General features: G+C 71.8%; 23 protein-coding genes and 1 pseudogene. 14 read left to right on the top strand and 10 right to left on the bottom strand.

From position 1 onward, the window contains the following. The first annotated feature begins 6 nt into the window (after positions 1–6). From mqnE to ACZ6JS_RS19780, 4 genes are all read left to right on the top strand, one after another. A complete protein-coding gene (gene mqnE, locus ACZ6JS_RS19765) occupies positions 7–1,170 on the top strand; it encodes an aminofutalosine synthase MqnE (RefSeq protein WP_030026283.1) in 1,164 nt (387 codons plus the stop codon). Between the two features lie 109 nt (positions 1,171–1,279). Next, complete coding sequence (locus ACZ6JS_RS19770) at positions 1,280–1,804, top strand: GNAT family N-acetyltransferase (RefSeq protein ID WP_469299522.1); 525 nt, start codon at positions 1,280–1,282, stop codon at positions 1,802–1,804. Positions 1,805–1,999: 195 nt separating this feature from the next. Continuing rightward, on the top strand, positions 2,000–2,272 hold the full coding sequence (locus ACZ6JS_RS19775; protein ID WP_051700822.1) for a DUF4229 domain-containing protein: 273 nt from the start codon (positions 2,000–2,002) through the stop codon (positions 2,270–2,272). A 370-nt stretch (positions 2,273–2,642) separates the two neighbouring features. Continuing rightward, a complete protein-coding gene (locus ACZ6JS_RS19780; RefSeq protein WP_469299524.1) occupies positions 2,643–3,986 on the top strand; it encodes a dicarboxylate/amino acid:cation symporter in 1,344 nt (447 codons plus the stop codon). Between the two features lie 88 nt (positions 3,987–4,074). Here the strand turns inward: ACZ6JS_RS19780 and ACZ6JS_RS19785 are convergent, their stop codons facing one another. The 6 genes and pseudogenes from ACZ6JS_RS19785 to ACZ6JS_RS19810 form a co-directional block, all read right to left on the bottom strand. After that, positions 4,075–4,605 (bottom strand): hypothetical protein, encoded by a 531-nt coding sequence (locus ACZ6JS_RS19785; protein WP_469299525.1) that lies wholly within the window; start codon positions 4,603–4,605, stop codon positions 4,075–4,077. A 38-nt stretch (positions 4,606–4,643) separates the two neighbouring features. After that, positions 4,644–4,982, bottom strand: a complete 339-nt coding sequence (locus ACZ6JS_RS19790) for a hypothetical protein (protein WP_469299526.1) — start codon at positions 4,980–4,982, stop codon at positions 4,644–4,646. Next, positions 4,955–5,275: a hypothetical protein gene (locus ACZ6JS_RS19795; protein ID WP_469299528.1), complete on the bottom strand. Its 321-nt coding sequence runs from the start codon at positions 5,273–5,275 to the stop codon at positions 4,955–4,957. The genes ACZ6JS_RS19790 and ACZ6JS_RS19795 overlap by 28 nt, the downstream gene beginning before the upstream one ends. Then, positions 5,272–5,418 carry a hypothetical protein gene (locus ACZ6JS_RS19800; protein WP_469299529.1) on the bottom strand — a complete coding sequence of 49 codons (147 nt, stop codon included), beginning with the start codon at positions 5,416–5,418 and terminating at the stop codon, positions 5,272–5,274. The genes ACZ6JS_RS19795 and ACZ6JS_RS19800 overlap by 4 nt, the downstream gene beginning before the upstream one ends. A 137-nt stretch (positions 5,419–5,555) precedes the next feature. Then, a complete protein-coding gene (locus tag ACZ6JS_RS19805) occupies positions 5,556–5,747 on the bottom strand; it encodes a DUF397 domain-containing protein (protein ID WP_469299530.1) in 192 nt (63 codons plus the stop codon). Beyond that, positions 5,744–6,136: pseudogene (locus ACZ6JS_RS19810) on the bottom strand (Scr1 family TA system antitoxin-like transcriptional regulator); the annotation flags it as partial. The pseudogene ACZ6JS_RS19810 and the gene ACZ6JS_RS19805, both read right to left, overlap by 4 nt. Positions 6,137–6,150: 14 nt before the next feature. Here ACZ6JS_RS19810 and ACZ6JS_RS19815 point away from each other — a divergent pair. Together ACZ6JS_RS19815 and ACZ6JS_RS19820 are read left to right on the top strand one after the other, a co-directional pair. Next, a complete protein-coding gene (locus ACZ6JS_RS19815) occupies positions 6,151–6,399 on the top strand; it encodes an ATP-binding protein (RefSeq protein ID WP_469299948.1) in 249 nt (82 codons plus the stop codon). Between the two features lie 324 nt (positions 6,400–6,723). Next, positions 6,724–7,509: a helix-turn-helix domain-containing protein gene (locus ACZ6JS_RS19820; RefSeq protein ID WP_469299531.1), complete on the top strand. Its 786-nt coding sequence runs from the start codon at positions 6,724–6,726 to the stop codon at positions 7,507–7,509. 27 nt (positions 7,510–7,536) lie between these two features. On the opposite strand, the gene ACZ6JS_RS19825 is transcribed toward ACZ6JS_RS19820, so the two are convergent. Then, the gene (locus ACZ6JS_RS19825) at positions 7,537–7,875 is read right to left on the bottom strand and encodes a CPCC family cysteine-rich protein (RefSeq protein ID WP_469299533.1); all 339 of its coding nucleotides are present in this window, start codon (positions 7,873–7,875) and stop codon (positions 7,537–7,539) included. A 126-nt stretch (positions 7,876–8,001) separates the two neighbouring features. On the opposite strand from ACZ6JS_RS19825, the gene ACZ6JS_RS19830 reads away from it, so the two are divergent. From ACZ6JS_RS19830 to ACZ6JS_RS19840, 3 genes are all read left to right on the top strand, one after another. Then, on the top strand, positions 8,002–9,876 hold the full coding sequence (locus ACZ6JS_RS19830; RefSeq protein WP_469299909.1) for an AMP-dependent synthetase/ligase: 1,875 nt from the start codon (positions 8,002–8,004) through the stop codon (positions 9,874–9,876). A 77-nt stretch (positions 9,877–9,953) separates the two neighbouring features. Further along, on the top strand, positions 9,954–10,439 hold the full coding sequence (locus ACZ6JS_RS19835; protein WP_469299534.1) for a MarR family winged helix-turn-helix transcriptional regulator: 486 nt from the start codon (positions 9,954–9,956) through the stop codon (positions 10,437–10,439). A gap of 106 nt (positions 10,440–10,545) precedes the next feature. Next, entirely contained in the window at positions 10,546–12,024 is a 1,479-nt protein-coding gene (locus ACZ6JS_RS19840; protein ID WP_469299536.1) for an MFS transporter, read from the top strand. A 213-nt stretch (positions 12,025–12,237) separates the two neighbouring features. Here the strand turns inward: ACZ6JS_RS19840 and ACZ6JS_RS19845 are convergent, their stop codons facing one another. Beyond that, on the bottom strand, positions 12,238–12,438 hold the full coding sequence (locus ACZ6JS_RS19845) for a hypothetical protein (RefSeq protein ID WP_469299538.1): 201 nt from the start codon (positions 12,436–12,438) through the stop codon (positions 12,238–12,240). 331 nt (positions 12,439–12,769) lie between these two features. On the opposite strand from ACZ6JS_RS19845, the gene ACZ6JS_RS19850 reads away from it, so the two are divergent. Next, the gene (locus tag ACZ6JS_RS19850) at positions 12,770–13,270 is read left to right on the top strand and encodes a hypothetical protein (RefSeq protein WP_469299540.1); all 501 of its coding nucleotides are present in this window, start codon (positions 12,770–12,772) and stop codon (positions 13,268–13,270) included. 51 nt (positions 13,271–13,321) lie between these two features. Here ACZ6JS_RS19850 and ACZ6JS_RS19855 read toward each other — a convergent pair whose 3' ends face one another. Continuing rightward, entirely contained in the window at positions 13,322–13,918 is a 597-nt protein-coding gene (locus ACZ6JS_RS19855) for a dihydrofolate reductase family protein (RefSeq protein ID WP_469299542.1), read from the bottom strand. A gap of 438 nt (positions 13,919–14,356) precedes the next feature. Between ACZ6JS_RS19855 and ACZ6JS_RS19860 the strand changes: the two genes are divergently transcribed. Next, positions 14,357–16,018, top strand: coding sequence for a lytic transglycosylase domain-containing protein (locus ACZ6JS_RS19860; RefSeq protein WP_469299543.1), 1,662 nt, complete (start codon positions 14,357–14,359; stop codon positions 16,016–16,018). Between the two features lie 212 nt (positions 16,019–16,230). Here the strand turns inward: ACZ6JS_RS19860 and ACZ6JS_RS19865 are convergent, their stop codons facing one another. Then, on the bottom strand, positions 16,231–16,434 hold the full coding sequence (locus ACZ6JS_RS19865) for a cold-shock protein (protein WP_030012116.1): 204 nt from the start codon (positions 16,432–16,434) through the stop codon (positions 16,231–16,233). A 237-nt stretch (positions 16,435–16,671) separates the two neighbouring features. Between ACZ6JS_RS19865 and ACZ6JS_RS19870 the strand changes: the two genes are divergently transcribed. From ACZ6JS_RS19870 to mqnC, 3 genes are all read left to right on the top strand, one after another. Continuing rightward, a complete protein-coding gene (locus ACZ6JS_RS19870) occupies positions 16,672–17,535 on the top strand; it encodes a menaquinone biosynthetic enzyme MqnA/MqnD family protein (RefSeq protein ID WP_469299545.1) in 864 nt (287 codons plus the stop codon). A 205-nt stretch (positions 17,536–17,740) separates the two neighbouring features. Then, positions 17,741–19,498 (top strand): serine/threonine-protein kinase, encoded by a 1,758-nt coding sequence (locus ACZ6JS_RS19875; RefSeq protein ID WP_469299547.1) that lies wholly within the window; start codon positions 17,741–17,743, stop codon positions 19,496–19,498. 78 nt (positions 19,499–19,576) lie between these two features. Next, positions 19,577–20,776, top strand: a complete 1,200-nt coding sequence (gene mqnC, locus ACZ6JS_RS19880) for a cyclic dehypoxanthinyl futalosine synthase (RefSeq protein WP_469299548.1) — start codon at positions 19,577–19,579, stop codon at positions 20,774–20,776. Positions 20,777–20,782 lie beyond the last annotated feature (6 nt).

Here is a 20,782-nt window from a genome sequence, read left to right on the forward strand (position 1 = left end):
CGGTACATGGACGCTGGGCTCAAGCGTGAGCTGGAGGAGAAGGTCCGCTCCGGCGAGCGGCTGACCCGTGAGGACGGCATCGCCCTCTACGAGTCGGACGACCTGGCCTGGCTCGGTGGCCTCGCCCACGAGGTGCGCACGCGCAAGAACGGTGACGTCGTCCACTTCAACGTCAACCGCCACCTCAACATGACGAACGTGTGCACCGCGTCGTGCGCGTACTGCTCGTTCCAGCGCAAGCCGGGCGAGAAGGACGCGTACACGATGCGCATCGAGGAGGCCGTGCGCCTGGCCAAGGCCATGGAGACGGAGAACCTCACCGAGCTGCACATCGTCAACGGCCTGCACCCGAACCTGCCGTGGCGCTACTACCCGCGCTCGCTCTCCGAGCTGAAGAAGGCGCTGCCGAACGTCTCGCTGAAGGCGTTCACGGCGACCGAGATCCACCACTTCGAGACGATCTCCGGGATGTCGGCCTCCGACATCCTGGACGAGCTGATCGAGGCCGGCCTGGAGTCGCTCACCGGCGGTGGTGCGGAGATCTTCGACTGGGAGGTCCGTCAGCACATCGTCGACCACCGGACCCACTGGGAGGACTGGTCGCGCATCCACCGCCTCGCGCACTCGAAGGGCCTCAAGACCCCCTCGACGATGCTGTACGGGCACATCGAGGAGCCGCGCCACCGCGTGGACCACGTGCTGCGGCTGCGCGAGCTCCAGGACGAGACCGGCGGTTTCCAGGTCTTCATCCCGCTGCGCTACCAGCACGACTTCGTGGACATGCAGGACGGCAAGGTGCGCAACAAGCTCCAGGCGCGCACGACGATGGCCACCGGCGCCGAGGCGCTGAAGACCTTCGCCGTCTCGCGGCTGCTGTTCGACAACGTGCCGCACGTCAAGGTCTTCTGGGTGATGCACGGCGTGCAGACCGCCCAGCTCGCGCTCCAGCACGGTGCGGACGACATGGACGGCTCGGTCGTCGAATACAAGATCACCCACGACGCCGACAACTACGGCACCCCGAACAAGCTGGGCCGTGAGGATCTGCTCGAGCTGATCAGGGAGGCCGGCTTCCGCCCCGTCGAGCGCAACACGCGCTACGAGATCATCCGCGAGTACCCCGGCCCGGACGCGGACCTGCGCGAGACCCCGCAGGCGATGCGCGTCTGACCCGCGCGCCAGGCGCGCCCCAGCCGCTCCCGGCGAGTTAACCCCGGCCCATGGGCCGGGGTTTAGCTTTTTCTGGACGGGCCGATGAGGTAATGGTTAAACTTGCGAAATGACCCTTACTTTCACCCTGGATCCGGTCGTCGGACCCTCCCTGCGTGATGGAATCCTCGAGCTCTGGACGGACGTCTCCAATGCGGGCGGCGCCGTGGGCTTCGTACCGCCGGTCACTCACGACGACGTCCGCCCCTCGCTCGCCAAGCACCTCGCCGGCGTCGCGGACGGGAGCTGCCGGCTGCTCGTCGGGCACGACGAGGGCGGCGCGGTCGCCGCGACCGCGTTCCTCACCCACAACACGCACCGGCTCCAGCGGCACTGGCTGTGGGCGTACACGGTGATGGTCCACCCGCGCCACCAGGGCAAGGGCCTCGGGCGCGACCTCATGGCCGCCACCGAGGCGGCGGCCCGCTCGATCGAGGGCATCGACGCCGTCCGCCTCACCTGCCGCGGCGGCCTCGGCCTGGAGCACTTCTACTCCTCCTGCGGCTACAAGGAGGTCGGCCGCGTCCCCGGCGCCGTGCGGGTGGCCCCGGGCGACGACCGCGACGACATCACGATGCTGCTGCCGCTCTACTGACGGCGGCCGTCCGCACGTCCGGCGGCCGGCTCCGGGCCTGCGGGCCGTACGGGCGTGCGCACCCCGGCGGGCCGCGGCCGGGTCCCGGCGTGCTTCACTGGACGGGCACCGTGCGACGCACGACCTGACGACCACGACGAGAGAGAAGGGGTCACCGTGTCCCTCAAGCCGAGCGCAACGATCCGATACACCGCGATGCGCCTGGGCATCTTCGTGGGCTGCCTGGCCGTCGTCGCGGTCCTCGTCCGGTTCGGCCTGGTCCCCGCCGGACTCGGCGACGCCAACGGTGCCTGGGTCGTGCTGCTCGCCCTCGTGCTCTCCGCCCCGCTCTCCTTCGTCCTCCTGCGCAAGCAGCGCGACGAGATGTCCGCGCAGATCTCCGGGCGCGTCGCGGGCGCGAAGCAGAAGCTCGCCGAGAACCGCAGCCAGGAGGATCAGGCGGACGACGCGGCGCGCGTCGGGTCGTAACGCCCCAGTTGGCTTCATCACACACCGAACCGCCCCAGCATCGGGTCCACCGCCCGTAACGCTGGGGCGGTGGTGTTTTCCGGGCCTCCGCAAGAGGGACCTGTGCGCCGTTGTCTCAAAGCACCCCTTTGAGATTCTCAAAGGAGAAGTGTTAGCGTGTTCAACATGTTGACCACAGCTGCGCATTCGATGATCACGAGCGTCCCGCTCGTGACGCGCCTGCACGTCGACCTCTGCCGCCGCGCGTCCGCGGCCTGTTGCTGTTGAGCTGAATCGATACAGCAGCGGTCCCGGCCGGCCCTTCCTGGCTGCTGCCGCACCGCAACACCATGCAGAACCACCCCCCTCACTATGTGCGCACCTCCGGAGAGTGTCCGTGTCCGCGACCCCGCAGGCCCCTGCCAAGGCCTCGTTCAAGTTCCCCTTCTGGGCCCAGATCGTCGCCGGTCTGGCCCTGGGCGTCCTCTTCGGATGGATAGCCCGCAGCCAGGACGTCAGCTGGCTCGGTACCACCCTGGAGAAGACCGGGGACATCTTCGTCCAGCTGCTCAAGCTGGCCATCGCCCCGCTCGTCTTCTTCGCCATCCTGGTGTCGATCACCAACCTGCGGAAGGTGAACAACGCGGCGCGCCTCGCCTCCCGCACCCTCCTCTGGTTCATGATCACCTCGCTGATCGCGGTCGGCATCGGCATCGCGATCGGCCTGCTGACCGACCCCGGCTCGGGCACCGGCCTCACCGCCGCCGACGGCAAGGAACCGAAGAAGACCGGCTCCTGGATCGACTTCCTGACCGGCATCGTCCCGACGGACATCGTCACGCCGTTCACCGAGCTGAAGGTCCTTCAGATCGTCTTCCTGGCCGTCGTCGCCGGCATCGCCGCCCTCCAGCTCGGCGCCAAGGCCAAGCCGGTCCTCGACCTCGCCGAGTCCGCCCTGGAGCTTCTCCAGAAGGCCCTGTGGTGGGTCATCCGCCTCGCCCCGATCGGCACCATCGGCCTGATCGGCACCGCGATCGCCACCTACGGCTGGGACCTCATCGGCAAGTACGCCACCTTCACCGCCGACGTCTACATCGGCTGTGCCCTGGTGATGTTCGGCGTCTACCCGCTGCTGCTCGCGACGGTCGCCAAGGTCAGCCCGATCCAGTTCTTCAAGGGCGCCTGGCCCGCCATCCAGCTGGCCTTCGTCTCCCGCTCCTCCGTCGGCACCATGCCGGTCACCCAGAAGGTCACCGAACGCCTCGGCGTCCCGAAGGAGTACGCCTCCTTCGCCGTCCCGTTCGGCGCCACCACGAAGATGGACGGCTGCGCAGCGATCTACCCGGCGCTCGCCGCGATCTTCATCGCGCAGATCTTCGACGTGCAGCTGGGCATCAAGGAGTACCTGCTCATCGTCTTCGTGTCGGTCATCGGCTCCGCCGCGACGGCCGGCCTGACGGGCGCCACCGTCATGCTGACGCTGACCCTCTCCACCCTGGGCCTCCCGCTCGCCGGCGTGGGCCTGCTGCTGGCGATCGACCCGATCCTCGACATGATCCGCACGGCCACGAACGTCGCAGGGCAGGCGCTGGTCCCGGTGATCGTCTCGGCCCGCGAGGGGATCCTGGACAGGGAGGCCTACGCCAACGCCTCGGCCTCCCCCCTGGACGAGCCCGCCGCCCCGGCCGTCGTCGTCGACGCCGCCGCGCCGCAGCCGGCCGCCGCGACCGCCTGAGCGGCCCGCCCTTCCCGCTCGCTGCGGCCCCCGCCCCCGTCCGGGCGGGGGCCGCGGCGTGTCCATCGGGCGCTCACCGGGACAGTGCTCAGTCGACACCGCGGAGGTAGACCCGGCTGGTGCGGTCGTCGACCCGCGCCACCGCCACCCTCAGCCAGTTGAGATCCTCCTCGCACGGCGCGCACACCTGACCCTCGCGGACCGGCGCCAGCACCTCGGGTTCCGGCAGCCCGAGGCGTGAGAACGGCGTCGTCGGGTTCGTGCTCAGGGTGAGCGGCTGCGCCCGCAGCACGAGCGGCCGTTGCGGCTTCAGACGATCGACGAACGCGTCCACGTCTGCCGTCGGCAGGACGAATGCCAGGATCAAGCCGTCGTCCTGCAAACCCTGCAGGTGTGCCGCCCTCGCCTCGGTCGCCGCCTCCGGCAGCCGCACCCCGAGCGTCCCGGCGACCGACTCCACGGTGGCCCCCTCCACCCACTGCGACAGCTGCCCCGACGAGCGCTCCGCGGCCGGAACACCGTTCTGCGCGGCCCCCGCGCATCCGCTCACCAGCCCGCAGACCAGGACCGGCCCGCAGACCAGCACCGGACGCCACCTGATGCGCCGCTCCTTGCTCATCGGGCGTTGAGCCCCCTTCAGGATCGATACCGCGTCGGTCAGACCGTGCCGGCGCGGAAGTAGGAGATCGTCGCGATCAGGACCGGGGCCGCGAACCACCAGCGGCCCATCGTGCGGTGGTAGAGCGGGGTGCTGGTGAGCAGCAGGCCCACCAGGCACAGGAAGACCGAGAAGCCGCCCATGAACCGGGCGTCGTCGCGCAGCCGGTCGTACGGCGAGGCAGGACGCACGGCCAGGGCGAGGCAGCAGGAGTACACCGCGGGGACGTAGAGCACGACGAGCGGTATGCCGAGCACCCGGCGCAGGCAGCCGCGGTCCTCGAGCAGGTCGACGTCCTCGCGGGGAAGCCTCAGCCGAGCGTCTCGATACGCACCCATGCGATCACCCCCAGGAGGACCGGCGGCGCGAACCACCACGGGCCCAGCGCCCTGCGGACCGGCGGGACGATCGTGATCAGGACCCCGAGCACGCTCAGGCAGAGGGCGAGGAAGACGGCCGCCGCCGTGCCCTCGTACCCCTGGTGGTCCCACTCGGCCTGCGGACCGTGGGACACGGCGGCGTAGACGAACACGGCGTTCAGGGCGTGCACGAGGGCGAGGGGGAGCCCGAACGCCCAGCGCACCCGCCGACGGTCCCCGGGCGGGAGGGTGGTCCCGCTGCCGTCTGTCATCGCATCGCGTCCTTCACCTTGCCGTGAGCCTCGCCGAGAGCGTTGCCGCAGGCCCGGGCCTGGTCCGACTGCCGGTACGGGCCGACGTTGTGGCGGGCGGCGATCTCGATCCGGGGGTTCGGGTTGCCGCTGCCGGCGGGCACCGCCGCCCGTCTCGGGCGCCGCGGGATCGAGCTGCCTCTCGGTTACCGACCGGGCGAGGGCCGTCCCCCGCACGGTTGGCGACCTTCGGACCGGGAGACGCCCGACGGGAACATTCGGTTCCAGGCCGTACGGGCCGTCAGGCGCCGGACGCGTGGGCGACGAAACCGGCCCACGCGGGTCGGCCGAAGGCAAGGCCGGCGCGCTCGATGTCCTTGGAGTCGCGGACCAGGACGGCGCGGGGGGTGGCGGCCATCTCGACGCAGTCGTCCCTCTCGCTGCTGTCGCTGTAGCTGCTCTTGAACCAGTCGAGCCCGCGGTTGTCGGTCATGTCTCTCGCAGCAGTTCCTCGACGAAGGGCCGTGATTCCCGGGGTGTGAGCGCCTGAGCTCGGATGATGCCGTAGCGCAGTGCAGGGATCCGGAGCTGCCTCGGGTCGGAGACCGTTGGGCCGTGGAACGCGCCGTCCGATCGTCCGATCGCCGAGCCATCGGCGAACTTCAGGACTTGGATTCGTCCCCCCATGCCCGCGTGCTCCTCGCGGTTGGTGGGCATCACCTGGAACTCGACGTTCGGCAACTGGAGCACCTCCAGGAGGTGTTCCAGCCGGCGGCGCAGCACCATTGTGCCTCCGATCGGACGGGTCAGCGTGACCTGTTCCCGGACGAAACTGAGCGCAGGGCCGGGCGTGCGTTCGAAGATGGATCGCCGCCAACGCCGTGACCCATGGGGGCGTGCCCGGCCGCGATTTCCGGCTGGCCGTGACGGCGACCCCGCAGACGCTGCTGATCGAGGTGACGGACGCGCGCGGCGACCGGATCCCACGGATCCGCGACGCGGGGTTCGGGCTGGTCATCGTCGAGGCGCTGGCAGCCCGTTGGGGCGTCAGGGAAGGGCCGTTGCCCTGCAAGGTGGTGTGGGCGGAGGTGTCCCTCGCCCCGCTGGTCGCCGGGTCACGGGGGTCCGCGACCCGGCGGGCTTAGACGCATAAAGACCCAAAGAACCGAGGGAAAGAACCAACCCGCCAACCAAACCCGGCCCGCATCGCTCGGTCGGGTGAAAGGTGCCAACTGGGCTGGATTTCAGGTGGGTTGCCGGGCATATGCTCGCCGCGACAACTCCAGACATGAGACGGCCCCCGGTGGGACTGGCATCCCGGCCGAGGGCCTGACCAACAAGGAAGAAGCAGCTTCCCAATGGCTCCCCAGCAGCCTAGCGCGCCCTCGCGCGCCACGTGCCGAGTTCCCTCCCGCACCGCCCGATCCGGTGTCATCCACGTCAACACCTGGCACGCGAGTCACTACACCGTGGTCGGCAACCACCTCCTCCAGCACCGCGAGCTGTCCGCGACGGCGATCGGTGTCGCGGGGTACATCCAGTCGCTGCCGGACGGGGCCCCGGTCGGCATCAAGGCCCTCGCCGCCCGCTTCCCGGAGGGGGAGGTGCGGATCGCCTCCGCCCTGCGGGAGCTGGAGAAACACGGCTACCTGGAACGGCGGCGCGAGAGGCTTGAGGGCGGGCGGGTGGTGACCCGCACGTACTCGTACAACCAGCCGGACTCCGCCTCTGCCGGGCCGCCTCCGCCGCCGGGCCGGGAACCCGTACCGGAGCCGACTGCGTCTCCCGACCCGGCCCCGGCCCCGGCCCCGGCTCCGGCCGCGAGTCCGGCCCCGGCTCCGAACCCCGACCCGGCCCCGGAGGCCGCGGCGGGCCCCGAAGTGCTGCCGCTGCACCCTGGTGCGGCCGACCTGCTGGCCGGGCTGCGGCGCCGCGATCCGCGGCTGCTGCTGGCCGAACGCGACGTACGACGGCTCGCGCCGCTCGCGTCGGCCTGGCTGGAGCGCGGCGTGGACCCCGAGGTCGTGGGACGGGCCCTGTCGGCGGGGCTCCCCGAGGACATGTGCCACCCCGCCTCCGTCCTCGCATACCGGCTCACCGCCCTGATCCCGCCGCACCTGCCACCGGCCCCGCCGAGCCAGGGGATCCGGCCGCCCGCCCGTCCGGACCCGCTCCAGAACTGCGACGGCTGCGACCGCGCCTTCCGCGCCCCGGCCCCGGGCCGCTGCAGAAGCTGCCCGCCGGTCGCTGCGTAAGGGCCTCACGGCTGGATGCCGTCCGTCCTACTCGACGTCGTCGTACATCTGGCGTCGGGCGTCCGAAATCCACAGCCCGTCCCCGCCGTGCGCCATGGACTCCTCGCATTCCTCGGCCACTTCCTCGAGGTAGTCCAGCCGGGCTTGCGCCAGACTCAGCCTGCCGTCGGGTCCGCCCCGTACGAGGTGGGCGTCCGCGTCGTCCTGCCTGTCGTCCTCCCAGCCGCACTCCGGGCAGATCTCGAAATCGGCGCGCTTTGCCAGCGTCCGCCGGAAGCAGCAGGGGCATGGGAGGGGGCCGGCGGCGGCGTCGGACGGACCGGCGGGCGTTTCTTCAATGGCCGCACGCGGCGCGGCCCTCCTCAATTCCCTCGCGCGGTGCGGTGGCGGCGGTGGCGGAGTGGAGCGTCGGTGAAGAAGGGCTCGGAGGGGTGGTCGGACGAGGTTTCGCCTCCGTAGATTACCGGCGGTAACACTCGTGTGAGCCGAGGAGTGTGCGCCGTGGAAGCGGAGCCGAAGCTGGTGGAGCCCGTCCGGACCGTCGTCGACGGAGTGGTGCGCGAGGTACGGGTACCCGCACTCGCCGCGGCCCCCGCGCACGGATCCCTCGGGGACATCCCCTTCGACAACGCGGCGCAGGCCCCGAACGAGGCCGTACTCGCCCGCAAGGAGGCCGACGGGTCCTGGCACGACGTCACGGCCGCCGAGTTCGCGGCCGAGGTGCTCGCCGTCGCCAAGGGCCTGATCGCCGAGGGGCTGCGCCAGGGCGACCGGCTGGCCATCATGGCCCGCACCACCTACGAGTGGACCCTGCTCGACTTCGCGGGCTGGGCCGCGGGGCTCGTCACCGTACCGATCTACCCCACCTCCTCCGCCCTCCAGGCCCGCTGGATCATCCAGGACTCCGGCGCCGTGGCCTGCGCCGTCGAGGACACCGCGCAAGCCCGCATCATCAGCGCCGAACGGATCAACCTGCCCTGGCTGGCGCACCTCTGGGAGTTCGACACCGGCGCGATAGGCCGGCTGGTGAAAGCGGGGGAGCGCATCCCCGACGCCCTCGTGCACGCGCGCCGGGGCAACCGCACCCCGGACTCCGTCGCCACCCTCATCTACACATCGGGCACCACCGGCCGGCCCAAGGGCTGCGTCATCACCCACGCCAACTTCTTCGCCGAGGTGGACAACGCCATCGAGCTGCTCCACCCCGTCTTCAAGTCGGTCAGCAAGGACCCCGCCTCGACCCTGCTGTTCCTGCCGCTCAGCCACGTCTTCGGCCGCATGGTGGCGGTCGGCTGCCTGCGGGCCCGCGTCAAGCTCGGGCACGCGCCCAGCATCCGTACCGAGGACCTCCTCGCCGACCTGGCAGGCTTCCGCCCGACCTTCCTGCTCGCCATCCCCTACGTCCTGGAGAAGGTCTACAACACCGCCCGCGCCACCGCCGAGAAGATGGGCCGCGCCTCCTCCTTCGACCGGGCCGCCCGCATCGCGCGCCGCTTCGGCGAGAGCGTCGAGGGCACGGCGCCCGGACCCGTGCTGCGCGCAGCACGGGCGCTGTACGACCCGCTCGTCTACCGGCGGATCCGCACCGCGCTCGGCGGCCGCGTCCGCTACATCCTGAGCGGCGGATCGCCCCTGGGGCGCAGGCTCGCCGCCTTCTACACCGGCGCGGGGATCGAGGTCTTCGAGGGCTACGGGCTCACGGAGACGACCGGCGCCAGCACCGTGACCCCGCCGCAGCGGCCCCGGCTCGGCACGGTGGGCTGGCCGCTGCCCGGGACGGCCGTGCGGATCGCGCCGGACGGGGAGGTGCTGCTGGGCGGCCGGCACGTCTTCGCGGGCTACTGGAACAGCGGGCAGGCCCTCCCGGACGGCAGCTGGCTGGCCACCGGGGACATCGGGGAGCTCGACGCGGACGGATACCTCACCATCACCGGCCGCAAGAAGGACCTGATCATCACCTCCGGCGGCAAGAACGTGGCCCCGGCACCGCTGGAGGACTGGCTGCGGGCCCACCCGCTGGTCGGACAGTGCATGGTGGTCGGCGACAACCGGCCCTACATCGCGGCGCTGATCACCCTGGAGCCCGACGGGCTGTGGCACTGGCGCCAGATGCGGAAGAAGCAGAACATGCCGATGCGGGAGCTGGTGCGGGACGCGGAGCTGCTCGCCGACCTCCAACGGGCCGTCGACGAGGCGAACCAGCTCGTGTCGCGGGCCGAGTCGATCCGCCGGTTCGCCGTCCTGCCGGGCGACTTCACCGAGGCGCGCGGCCACCTGACGCCGTCGCTGAAGCTCAGGCGGGGTGCGATCGCGCGCGACTACGCAGACCGCATCGACGAGCTGTACCGGGGGCCGCGCGAGGCGTGAGCCGCCATGGACCGGCCGCCACAGGTCGTCCGTCTGCCGATAATCCGCGACGGATCGAGTTTCGTTACGCTGGCGACATGACAGCCATGGCACCCACCCGCACCGAACCGGATCTGTCCTTTCTCCTGGACCACACCAGCCACGTGCTGCGCACCCGGATGAGCGCGCAGCTCGCCGAGATCGGCCTCACCCCGCGGATGCACTGCGTGCTCGTCCACGCCCTGGAGAAGGAGCGCACCCAGGCGCAGCTCGCCGAGATCGGAGACATGGACAAGACCACGATGGTGGTGACCGTCGACGCGCTGGAGGAGGCCGGCCTGGCCGAGCGCCGTCCGTCCAGCACCGACCGGCGAGCGCGGATCATCGCGGTGACCGAGGCGGGGGCGAGGGTCGCGAAGGAGAGCCAGAAGATCGTCGACAGCGTCCACGCCGGCGCCCTCGACTCCCTGCCCGCCGCTGAGCGGGAGGTGCTGCTCCGTGCGCTGAACCGGCTGGTCACCGGTCACCTGGAGACCCCGGTCGAGGGACCGCGGCCGGCTCGGAGGGCACGCCAGAAGGGGTGACGGCGGGAAGGGCGTCGGCGCAAGCCTAGGTCCGTAGAAGATAGTCTGCAACAAAACTATCTGCTACGGTCTCTCCTGTTGGGTCCCGACGACAGGAGAGACCGCGATGACCGCCACCTCCGCATCAGCAGCCGCACCCCCCGCAGCCGCCCCCGCCGCAATCGCGCCGACCGCGCGCACCTCCCGCCGGCTCGCCCTCGGCGTCCTGGCGACCGGGATGCTCATGACCGTCCTCGACGGCAGCATCGTCACCGTCGCCATGCCGGCCATCCAGGACGACCTCGGCTTCACCCCGGCCGGGCTGAGCTGGGTCGTGAACGCCTACCTCATCGCCTTCGGCTCGCTGCTCCTGCTCGCCGGCCGGCTCGGCGACCTGATCGGCCGCAAGCGGATGTTCCTCGCGGGCACCGGACTCTTCACCACCGCGTCCCTCCTGGCCGGCGCCGCCGCCTCCCCCGGGGTCCTGATCGCCGCACGCTTCCTCCAGGGCGTCGGCAGCGCGATGGCCTCCGCCGTCAGCCTCGGCATCCTCGTCACGCTGTTCACCGGGCCCCGCGAACGGGCCAAGGCCATCGCCGTGTTCAGCTTCACCGGCGCGGCAGGCGCCTCGATCGGCCAGGTTCTCGGCGGCGTCCTCACCGACGCACTCTCCTGGAACTGGATCTTCCTCATCAACCTGCCCATCGGCATCGCGACACTCCTCGTCGCCCTTCCCGCCCTCCCCGCCGACCGCGGCCTCGGCCTGAAGGCCGGCGCCGACACCTTCGGCGCGCTGCTCGTCACCTCCGGACTCATGCTCGGGATCTACACCGTCGTCAAGATCGACCAGTACGGAGCGGCCTCGGCCCACACGCTCGGCCTCGGCGGCCTCTCCCTCGCCCTGCTCGCCGGCTTCCTCGCCCGCCAGGCCACCGCCCGCACCCCGCTCATGCCCCTGCGGATCTTCCGCTCGCGCAGCGTCACCGGCGCCAACCTGGTCCAGATGCTGATGGTCGCCGCCCTCTTCTCCTTCCAGGTCCTCGTCGCGCTCTACATGCAGAACGTGCTCGGATACGGAGCCGCCCGGACCGGCCTGGCGATGCTGCCGGCCGCCGCCGTCATCGGCGTGGTCTCCCTGACCGTCTCGGCCCGCCTCAACGCCCGCTTCGGCGAACGCAGGGTCCTCCTGACCGGGCTGGCCCTCCTGATCGGCGTACTCGGCCTGCTCACCCGGGTCCCCGCCGACGCCGCGCAGTCCCACTACGTCACCGACCTGCTCCCCGTGATGCTCCTCGCCGCCGGCTTCGGCCTCGCCCTGCCCGCCCTCACCTCCCTGGGCATGTCCGGGGCGAAGCAGGAGGACGCCGGCCTGGCCTCCGGGCTCTTCAACACCACCCAGCAGATCGGCATGGCCCTCGGCATCGCGGTCCTCTCCACCCTCGCCGCCTCCCGCGCCGAGTCCCTCACCGCGGCCGGCCGCCCCGCCTCCGAGGCCCTGGCCGGCGGCTACCACCTGGCCTTCGCGGTCGGCGCGGCCCTCCTCGTCACCGCCCTGGCCGTCGCCGCCACCGTCCTGCGCCGCCCGCCCCGCACCCCCGCGCCCTGACGCACCGGGGGGGGGGGGGGGGGGGGGGGGGGAAGGGGGGGGGGGGGGGGGGGGGGGGGGGGGGGGGGGGGGGGGGGGGGGGGGGGGGGGGGGGGGGGAACGTCGTACCCCCCCCCCCCCCCCCCCCCCCCCCCCCCCCCCCCCCCCCCCCCCCCCCCCCCGCCCCCCCCGCACCCCCCCCCCCTTTCCCCCCCTGCCCCCCCCGCCGGTGCGTCAGGCGACGTCGGACCAGCAGCTGCGCAGTGACGCCCGCACCGAGTGCCCCGGCCCGCCCCGGGACTCGGGCCGCATGGGGATCAGGGTGCCGGTCGCGGCGCGCCGCACCACGGAGTCTGCGACCGCGCCGGGCGCCACGCGCAGGGCTCCCACGGCGATGGCGGCCTTCAGGAGGGCGAGACGGTGGATGCTGGTCATGACGTTCTCCTTGGCGCTGCGGGGGAGCGGTGGCGGCCGGCCTGCGGGGCCGAACCTCGTACGACCATTGCGCCCCGCCGCCCCCGCCCCGTCACGCCACGGCATCTCGGGGCTTGACACCGCCTGCACCCGAACCCCGCGGCAGCCGCCCCGCCGCGCCTGCCACCCCCACCCCACCCCACCCCACCCCCGCCCCGCCCCGCTGCCACCCTGCTCCGACCCCGCCGCGTACGCACTCGCCCCCGCGGGTATCGGCCTGCACGGGAGAGGGGGCGTTGTGCGAGCTGTTGTGCGGGGGTTGGGGCGGGGCGTGGCCGGGGTCGGGGGGGTCGTGACGCTTGCGGTGGCCGGGTGGCTGATGTGGGTGCTGCCCGGGCCGCAGATGGGGGCGGTGCTCGGCTTCGGGCCCGTGGACGGGGTCGTCTCGGTCCACCGCTGCTACGAGGCCACCGACGCCGAGGGCTACACGACCGGCACCGACTGCACGGGCTGGTACACCCCTCGGCGGCCGGGGCCGGGAGAGGCGGCGCGCGAGATCGTGCTGGACACGGCCGCCGACGCATACCGGCGGGGTGCCGAGGTGGAGGTGCGGACGGCGAGGGGCAGGGCCTACGAGCTCTCGGGGACCGCCGTGTTCAACTTCGGCACGGCGGCCGGCCTGTTGCTCGTGCCGTTCCTGACGCTCGCGGCCTGGCTGTTCACCTGCGCGCGCAGCGGCACGGTGGAGAGCGCCGACGGCTATTTCCTCGTTTCCCTGGTCGGCCTGTTCGCCGCCATCGTGCTGGCGGCGGTCGCCGGAATCCTGGTCGGGATCGCCACCGCCGTGTTCTGACGACGGAAAGGCGCGGACGGTCGGTCTCCGGTCCGTCGGCGGACCGATCGGTCAGGCGCCCCCGATCGGGCGGTAGGTGCACACGTGCACACCCGCAGGGCTGATGGCCGTGGAGGCCAGTTCGAGGGTGTGCAGACCGCCGTCCTGCGGGAAGATCGACTTACCGCCGCCCAGCAGCACCGGCATGACCATGAGCCGGAGTTCGTCGACGAGCCCCTCGCTCAGCAGGGTGCGGGCGAGGGTGGGACTGCCCATGACCACCAGGTCGCCGCCCTCGCCGTCGCGCAGCTCGCGGATGCGGGCAACGGCCTTGGCGCCGTCGATGCGCGTGGTGTTGGTCCAGGTCAGCTCCTCGTCGCCGAGGGTGTCGGACACGACGTACTTCGGGAGGGCGTTCATCCGGTCGGCGAAAGGGTCGCCGGCCCGCTCGGGCCACGCCGCTGCCATGTTCTGCCAGGTGCGGCGCCCGTACAGCAGTGCGTCGGCCTTCTCCAGGGCCTCGGTGAAGGAGCCGCCGACGACCTCCGGGTCGAAGAAGGGGTGGGTCCAACCGCCGTGGGCGAAGCCGCCGTCGTTGTCCTCGCCCTGGCCCCCCGGTGCCTGCACGACGCCGTCGAGGCTGATGAATTCAGTGATGACGATGCGCATGGGGATCGTTCCTCTTCCGTCCGGGTCGGTGGGTACGGAAGTAGGACCGCCGGGCGCTGCGGAATCCATCGGCCCCCCGGGCTCTTCTCGAGTGATCCGTGTCACATCGGAGTGGGTGGGTGTGTGGAGTCCCCTGGAGCCTGCGGGCTCGTCGCGGGGTGACGGCGGGTGGGCCGGCGGCGGCGCGGTCCCGCTGGTCTGTTCGTGGCTTCGAACAGACGGGATCCGGCTGGAAACAGGTTGTCATCGGGCCATTTCGGGCGGAGGGTTGGGATCGTTGTCCGTTCTGTCGTCAGACCCCGGTGAAGGCGAGACGAATGGTGCGTCACATCTGCCGGGCGGACGGCGAGTCGGGTCGGAATACCTGATAGACAGTGGATATTCACGGCCAGACCGGCCGCATACCCTTGAACGGCTCCTTGGGGGGATCGCCGCACTGTGAAGCCGCTTCACCGCCACATCGTCAACACCTCGCGCAAGGTCCTGTGCACGGCCGCGCTCGCGGCCAGCCTGACCACTGCCGCGGTCGTGTCCACTCCGTCGACCGCGGATGCGGGAGAGTCCGAACCGACCCCGGACAGTCCGCAGGCCACCGACCGCGGTGACGCCCGGCTGGACCTGCCGGACATCGTCGCCGACCCGCCACCCGCCGCGGGGACGGGCACACAGGAGGCCGGCGCCAGCGGCATACCCGCGACCGCCCTCGACGCCTACAACCGTGCCGAGGTCGCCGTGGCGGCGGCGCTCCCCAACTGCAAGCTGCCCTGGCAGCTGCTCGCGGGCATCGGCCGGGTCGAGTCCGTCCACGCCTCCGGCTACGGGCTCAAAGCCGACGGCTACACCGAGAAGCCGATCCGCGGCCCGCGCCTCGACGGCAACGGCTTCGCCGAGATCCGCGACACCGACCGGGGCGAGTTCGACGCGGACGTGGTCTACGACCGTGCCGTCGGCCCGATGCAGTTCATCCCCTCGACCTGGGCCACCTGGGGCGCCGACGGCAACGGCGACGCCAAGCGGGACCCGAACAACATCTACGACGCGGCCCTGGGCGCCGGCCTCTACCTGTGCGCGGGCGACCGCAACCTGTCCGTGGCCGCCGAGCTCGACAAGGCGATCCTCAGCTACAACAACTCCCGTGAGTACGTGAACACCGTGCTCGGCTACATGCACCAGTACCAGCAGGGAGCCACCGAGGTCGCCAACCCGCCCGTCGGGAACTACCCGCCGGCGCAGCCGGGCACCCTGCCCACGCCCCGCACCCAGAACCCGGTCACGCAGACGCCGACCCCCAAGCCGACGCCGACGCCCACTCCCAAGCCGACCCCCACTCCCACGCCGACTCCGACGCCGACTCCGACCCCGGAGAAGCCGGCCCCGCACCTGGCCGAGCTGACGGTGCTGGACGGTCCCGGCCTCACCGCCGAGGCCGGTACGGCCTTCACCGTCGCCCCGCGGGTCAAGCTGCTCCTCAGCGACGGCAAGCCCGCCGCGGACCGCGAGGTGATCTTCGCGGTCGAGGAGGACGCCACCGGCACCCTTTTCGGGACGGCGAAGTCCCTGGTGGTCAAGACGGGAGCCGACGGCATCGCCGCCGCGCCCGGCCTGAAGGCCGGCGCCACGGCGGGCACCTTCACCCTGCGCGCCTCGGCCTACGACACCACCAGCAGGCTCACCGTGAACTTCGCGGGCAAGGTCACGGCGCCCGCCGCCGACCTGCTCGCCCGCCCGGACGGCTCGAAGCCGATCGCGGCGGTCGCCGGAACGAGCATCAAGGGCGTCGAGGTCCGGGCAACGGCCGAGGGCAAGGCGGTCGCCGTGTCCGGCGTCGTCGCCGGCCTGGGCCAGGAGAAGGACGGGAAGTGGGTGCCGGCCGACCCGGCGACCGCGAAGGGCCCGTACTTCAAGGACGAGACCGGCAAGAAGGTCTTCGGCCTCACCCTGGCGGCGACCGCGGCCGACGGCCGGATCGTCCTGCCGGAACTCTTCACGGACGCGGACCTCGCTCCGGGCACCTACCAGCTCCGCCTGGTGACCCCGGAGGACGTGACCCTGATCCTCGACATCGAGATCACCGCCCCGCCCGCGGCCACCGCGAAGTGATTCCGGCGCCCGGGCCGCCATGGCCCGGGCGCGTCCGGCCCGGCGTTCAACGCCCTGGGGCCCGCACCGTGCACACGGTGCGGGCCCCAGGGCGTGTCCGTCCCCCCACCCCGGAGGGGAAAGGCAGGAGCCCCGCCGCTCCGCTCGCGCGGAAGTGACAGGGCTCCTTGGGTACTGCTTTTCCAACCCGCGATTGAGGTTGGCCCAGGCGACTAGGCCGGGGTGACGTTCTCCGCCTGCGGGCCCTTCGGACCCTGCGTGACGTCGAAGTTCACCGTCTGGTTCTCCTCGAGGGAGCGGAAGCCAGAGGCGTTGATCGCGGAGTAGTGGACGAAGACATCCGGGCCGCCGCCGTCCTGGGCGATGAAGCCGAAGCCCTTTTCAGCGTTGAACCACTTCACGGTTCCGGTAGCCATGAGCCCTCCTATGGGCCAAAGGGTCGCCCTGCTCCAGAACCTGCTAAGAAGTCTGAAAACTACAAAAGCCTGCGGGTCACATTCTCCGCAGGCCTCGTACTGCAAGGGAAACCAAACTGCAACTTGCGTCGAGCCTAGCACGCACCATGCGGCCGAGACCAGAGGGAAAGATCACGTCACCCGGACGTTTGAGACCCGCCTCAAGGCTGACGCAGACCGTGGGACTAGTCTCGCGATGTGGACGTCTACCGCAGCCGGCCCCGCGTCGGCCACATTCAGTTCCTGAACTGCCTGCCCCTCTACTGGGGGCTCGCCAGAACCGGCACGCTGCTGGACCTGGAGCTGACCAAGGACACCCCCGAGAAGCTCAGCCAGCGGCTCGTCGACGGGGAGCTGGACATCGCCCCGATCACCCTCGTGGAATTCCTCCGCAACGCCGACCGGCTCGTGGCCTTCCCCGATCTCGCGGTCGGCTGCGACGGCCCCGTGATGTCCTGCGTGATCGTCTCGCAGGTCCCCCTGGACCGGCTCGACGGAGCCCGCGTCGCCCTCGGCTCGACCTCCCGTACGTCCGTACGTCTGGCCCAGCTACTGCTCTCCGAGCAGTACGGCGTACGGCCCGACTACTACACCTGCCCTCCCGACCTGGGAGTGATGATGCAGGAGGCCGACGCCGCCGTACTGATCGGCGACGCCGCGCTGCGGGCCTCGCTCCACGACGCGCCCCGGCTCGGACTGACCGTCCACGACCTGGGGCACATGTGGAAGGAGTGGACCGGGCTGCCGTTCGTCTTCGCCGTCTGGGCCGCCCGCAAGGAGTACCTGGCCCGCGAGCCCGCCGTCGTGCAGAAGGTCCACGAGGCCTTCCTCGCCTCCCGTGACCTCTCCCTCGAAGAGGTCACCAAGGTCGCCGAACAGGCGGCCCGCTGGGAGGCCTTCGACGCGGAGCTGTTGGAGCGCTACTTCACGACCCTCGACTTCCGCTTCGGACCCGACCAGCTGGCCGGCGTACGGGAATTCGCCCGCCGAACGGGACCGACGACGGGGTATCCCGCGGATGTGTCCGTGGAGCTGCTGAGCGCGGCGGTCCGGGAGTGCTGACCGGGTTTACCGACGGGTGGATCAAAGCGTCCGGCAGGTGAATGCCCGGTTTCCCGGGAATTCCCGCCCTTTCCGCATTCCTCCGCGGGGAGGGGGAAATGCAAAAGGGTGGCGGCCGCACCCTCCCCCCGCCCCTCACCCCCTAGGCTGCTGCTCGGCCGGGTGCCACAAGGCGCCCGGGATCACGGGGAATTGGGGGGACGCGATGCATCCGCTGGAAGCCGGTGAGCCGCGGACCATCGGCGCGTACCGGTTGCTCGGCCGGCTCGGCGCGGGTGGCATGGGCCGGGTCTACCTGGGCCGCAGCGCGGGCGGCCGGACCGTCGCCGTCAAGATCGTGCACCCGCACTTCGCCTCCGACGAGGAGTTCCGGGCCCGGTTCCGCCGCGAGGTGGAGGCGGCCCGGCGGGTCGGCGGCGAGTGGACCGCGCCGGTGCTGGACGCGGACCCGGAGGCCCCGGTCCCGTGGGTGGCCACCGGGTACGTGGCGGGGCCCTCCCTGGACCGCGCGCTCGCCTCGCACGGCCCCCTCCCCGAGCTCGCGGTGCGGGCCGTCGGCGCGGGGCTGGCCCGCGCCCTGGTGGCCGTGCACGGGCTCGGGCTCGTCCACCGGGACGTGAAACCGTCGAACGTGATGCTCACCCTTGACGGGCCCCGGCTGATCGACTTCGGGATCGCGCGGGCCACGGACGGAACGGCCTCGCTCACCTCCACCGGCGTCTCCGTCGGCTCGCCCGGCTACATGTCGCCCGAGCAGATCCTCGGCAAGGGGATCACCGGGGCGGCCGACGTGTTCTCGCTGGGCGCGGTGCTGGCCTTCGCGGCGACCGGCCGGCCGCCCTTCACCGGGGACAACTCGGCCACCCTCCTCTACAAGGTGGTGCACGAACCGCCCGAGCTCGGCGCCCTCCCCGCCGGGGACCTGCGCGACCTGATCGAGGCCTGCCTCGCCAAGACGGCCTCCGACCGGCCCGCTCCCGAGGCGGTCGCCGCCGCCCTGGCCGGGTCGCTCGGCGTCCCGGGCTGGCTCCCCGCACCCCTGGTCGAGGAGGCCAGCCGGGCCGCGGTGGCCCTCCTCGACCTCGACGCCGATTCCCCCGGGGGCGCCGCGGGAGCCGGACGGGCTCCGGCCGGGGCCGCGGCCGCACCGGAGGCCGGGTCGGGCCCGGTCCCCTTCACCGCGGGGTCGTACACCCCCGCCGGCGGCGGCTTCGGGGCGCCGGACCCCTCGTACGGGAGCCAGGGCTCGGGCTTCCCGTACGCCGCCCCGGCCGCGGGCCCGTACGGCAGCCGCACCGAGACCCCAGGCGGGGGCCCGGCGGGTGGCGCACTGCCGCATCCGCGTACCGAGACCGGCGGGAAGCAGGTCACCGTCAGCGCCGCGGGGCGCCGGTTCAGCTGCACCCTCGTCCTGGCCGCGGCGGCCGCCCTGGCCGTGCTGTCCGGCGGACTGTTCTGGATGGACCTGCTGCCCGGGCAGGGCGGCGACGGGCAGCGGGACCTGGCCGACGCCGGCGCGCGGCCCTCCGCCTCCTCGCCCGCCCCGGGCGCCTCGGCCCCGGCGCCGGGCGCGAGCTCCGCGTCGCCCGCGCCCGGGACCCGTACCGACGTCCCCAAGGAGCTCATCGGCACGTGGAAGGGCACGGTCACCACCGCCCGCCTCGGCCTGTCGTCGGAGTTCGAGATCACCATCAAGGGCGGCAAGGTCGGCGAGGTCGTGGCCCGGGACAAGTCGGTCCTGGCCGTCCTGGGCACCGACTGCAGCGGAGACTGGAAGCTCTCCTCGGCCACCGACCGCTCGCTGGTCCTGGACACCTCGGGCGGACCCAACCCGGCCCCCGGCGTGTGCTCCAACGGCTCCGCCGACGAGCGCTTCACCCTCAACCCCAACGGCACGCTCCACTACAAGTCGGGCGACTCCCCGGCCGGGAACCCCGAGGGAGACCTCACCCGCAGCCCCTGAAATCCGCCGCGGGGACCCTGGCGTAGGCTGGCTCGGTCCGGACCTTGACACAGACACACCGCCGAAAGGTGACTCCCGGTGACCGACCTGGCCGTTCTCCAGTCTGTCCTCGACCGCGCCGCCGCGGGGGGCCGGATCACCAAGGAAGAGGCGCTCGACCTCTACCGCCACGCGCCGCTGCACGCGCTGGGGCAGGCGGCCGACGCGGTGCGCCGCCGCCGCTACGCCGGCACCGAGCACATCGCGACGTACATCATCGAGCGGAACATCAACTACACGAACGTGTGCGTCACGGCGTGCAAGTTCTGCGCCTTCTACGCGGCCCCCAAGGACACGAAGAAGGGCTGGTCCCGCGACCTCGACGACATCCTGCGCCGCTGCGCGGAGACCGTCGAGCTCGGCGGCACGCAGATCATGTTCCAGGGCGGGCACCACCCCGACTACGGCGTCGAGTACTACGAGCACCACTTCTCCGCCATCAAGAAGGACTTCCCCCAGCTGGTCATCCACTCCCTCGGCGCGTCCGAGGTCGAGCACATGGCCCGCATCTCGGGGGTCTCGGCGGAGGAGGCCATCAAGCGCATCCACGCGGCCGGCCTCGACTCCTTCGCGGGCGCCGGCGCCGAGCTGCTGCCGGCCCGGCCGCGCAAGGCGATCGCCCCGCTCAAGGAGTCCGGCGAGCGCTGGCTGGAGATCATGGAGATCGCCCACAAGCTGGGGGTGGAGTCCACCTCCACCATGCTGATGGGCACCGGCGAGACCAACGCCGAGCGCATCGAGCACATCGCGATGATCCGGGACACGCAGGACCGCACGGGAGGCTTCCGCGCCTTCATCCCGTACACCTACCAGCCCGAGAACAACCACCTCAAGGGCCGGACCCAGGCGACGATCTTCGAGTACCTGCGCATGATCGCGATCGCGCGCCTGTTCCTCGACAACATCGCCCACATCCAGGGCTCCTGGCTGACCGTCGGCAAGGAGGCGGGCCAGCTCTCGCTGCACTACGGCGCGGACGACCTCGGCTCGATCATGCTGGAGGAGAACGTCGTCTCCTCGGCCGGCGCCAAGCACCGCTCCAACCGCCAGGAGATCATCGACCTGATCCGCAAGGCGGGCCGTACCCCGGCGCAGCGCGCGACGACGTACGAGCACCTCCTGGTCCACGACGACCCGGCGAACGACCCGGCCGACGACCGCGTCGTCTCGCACATCTCCTCCACCGCGATCGAGGGCGGCACCGCGCACCCCGAGCTGAAGCTCATCTCCGCGAACTGACGCGTC

The organism is Streptomyces sp. NPDC046349 (assembly GCF_055587885.1).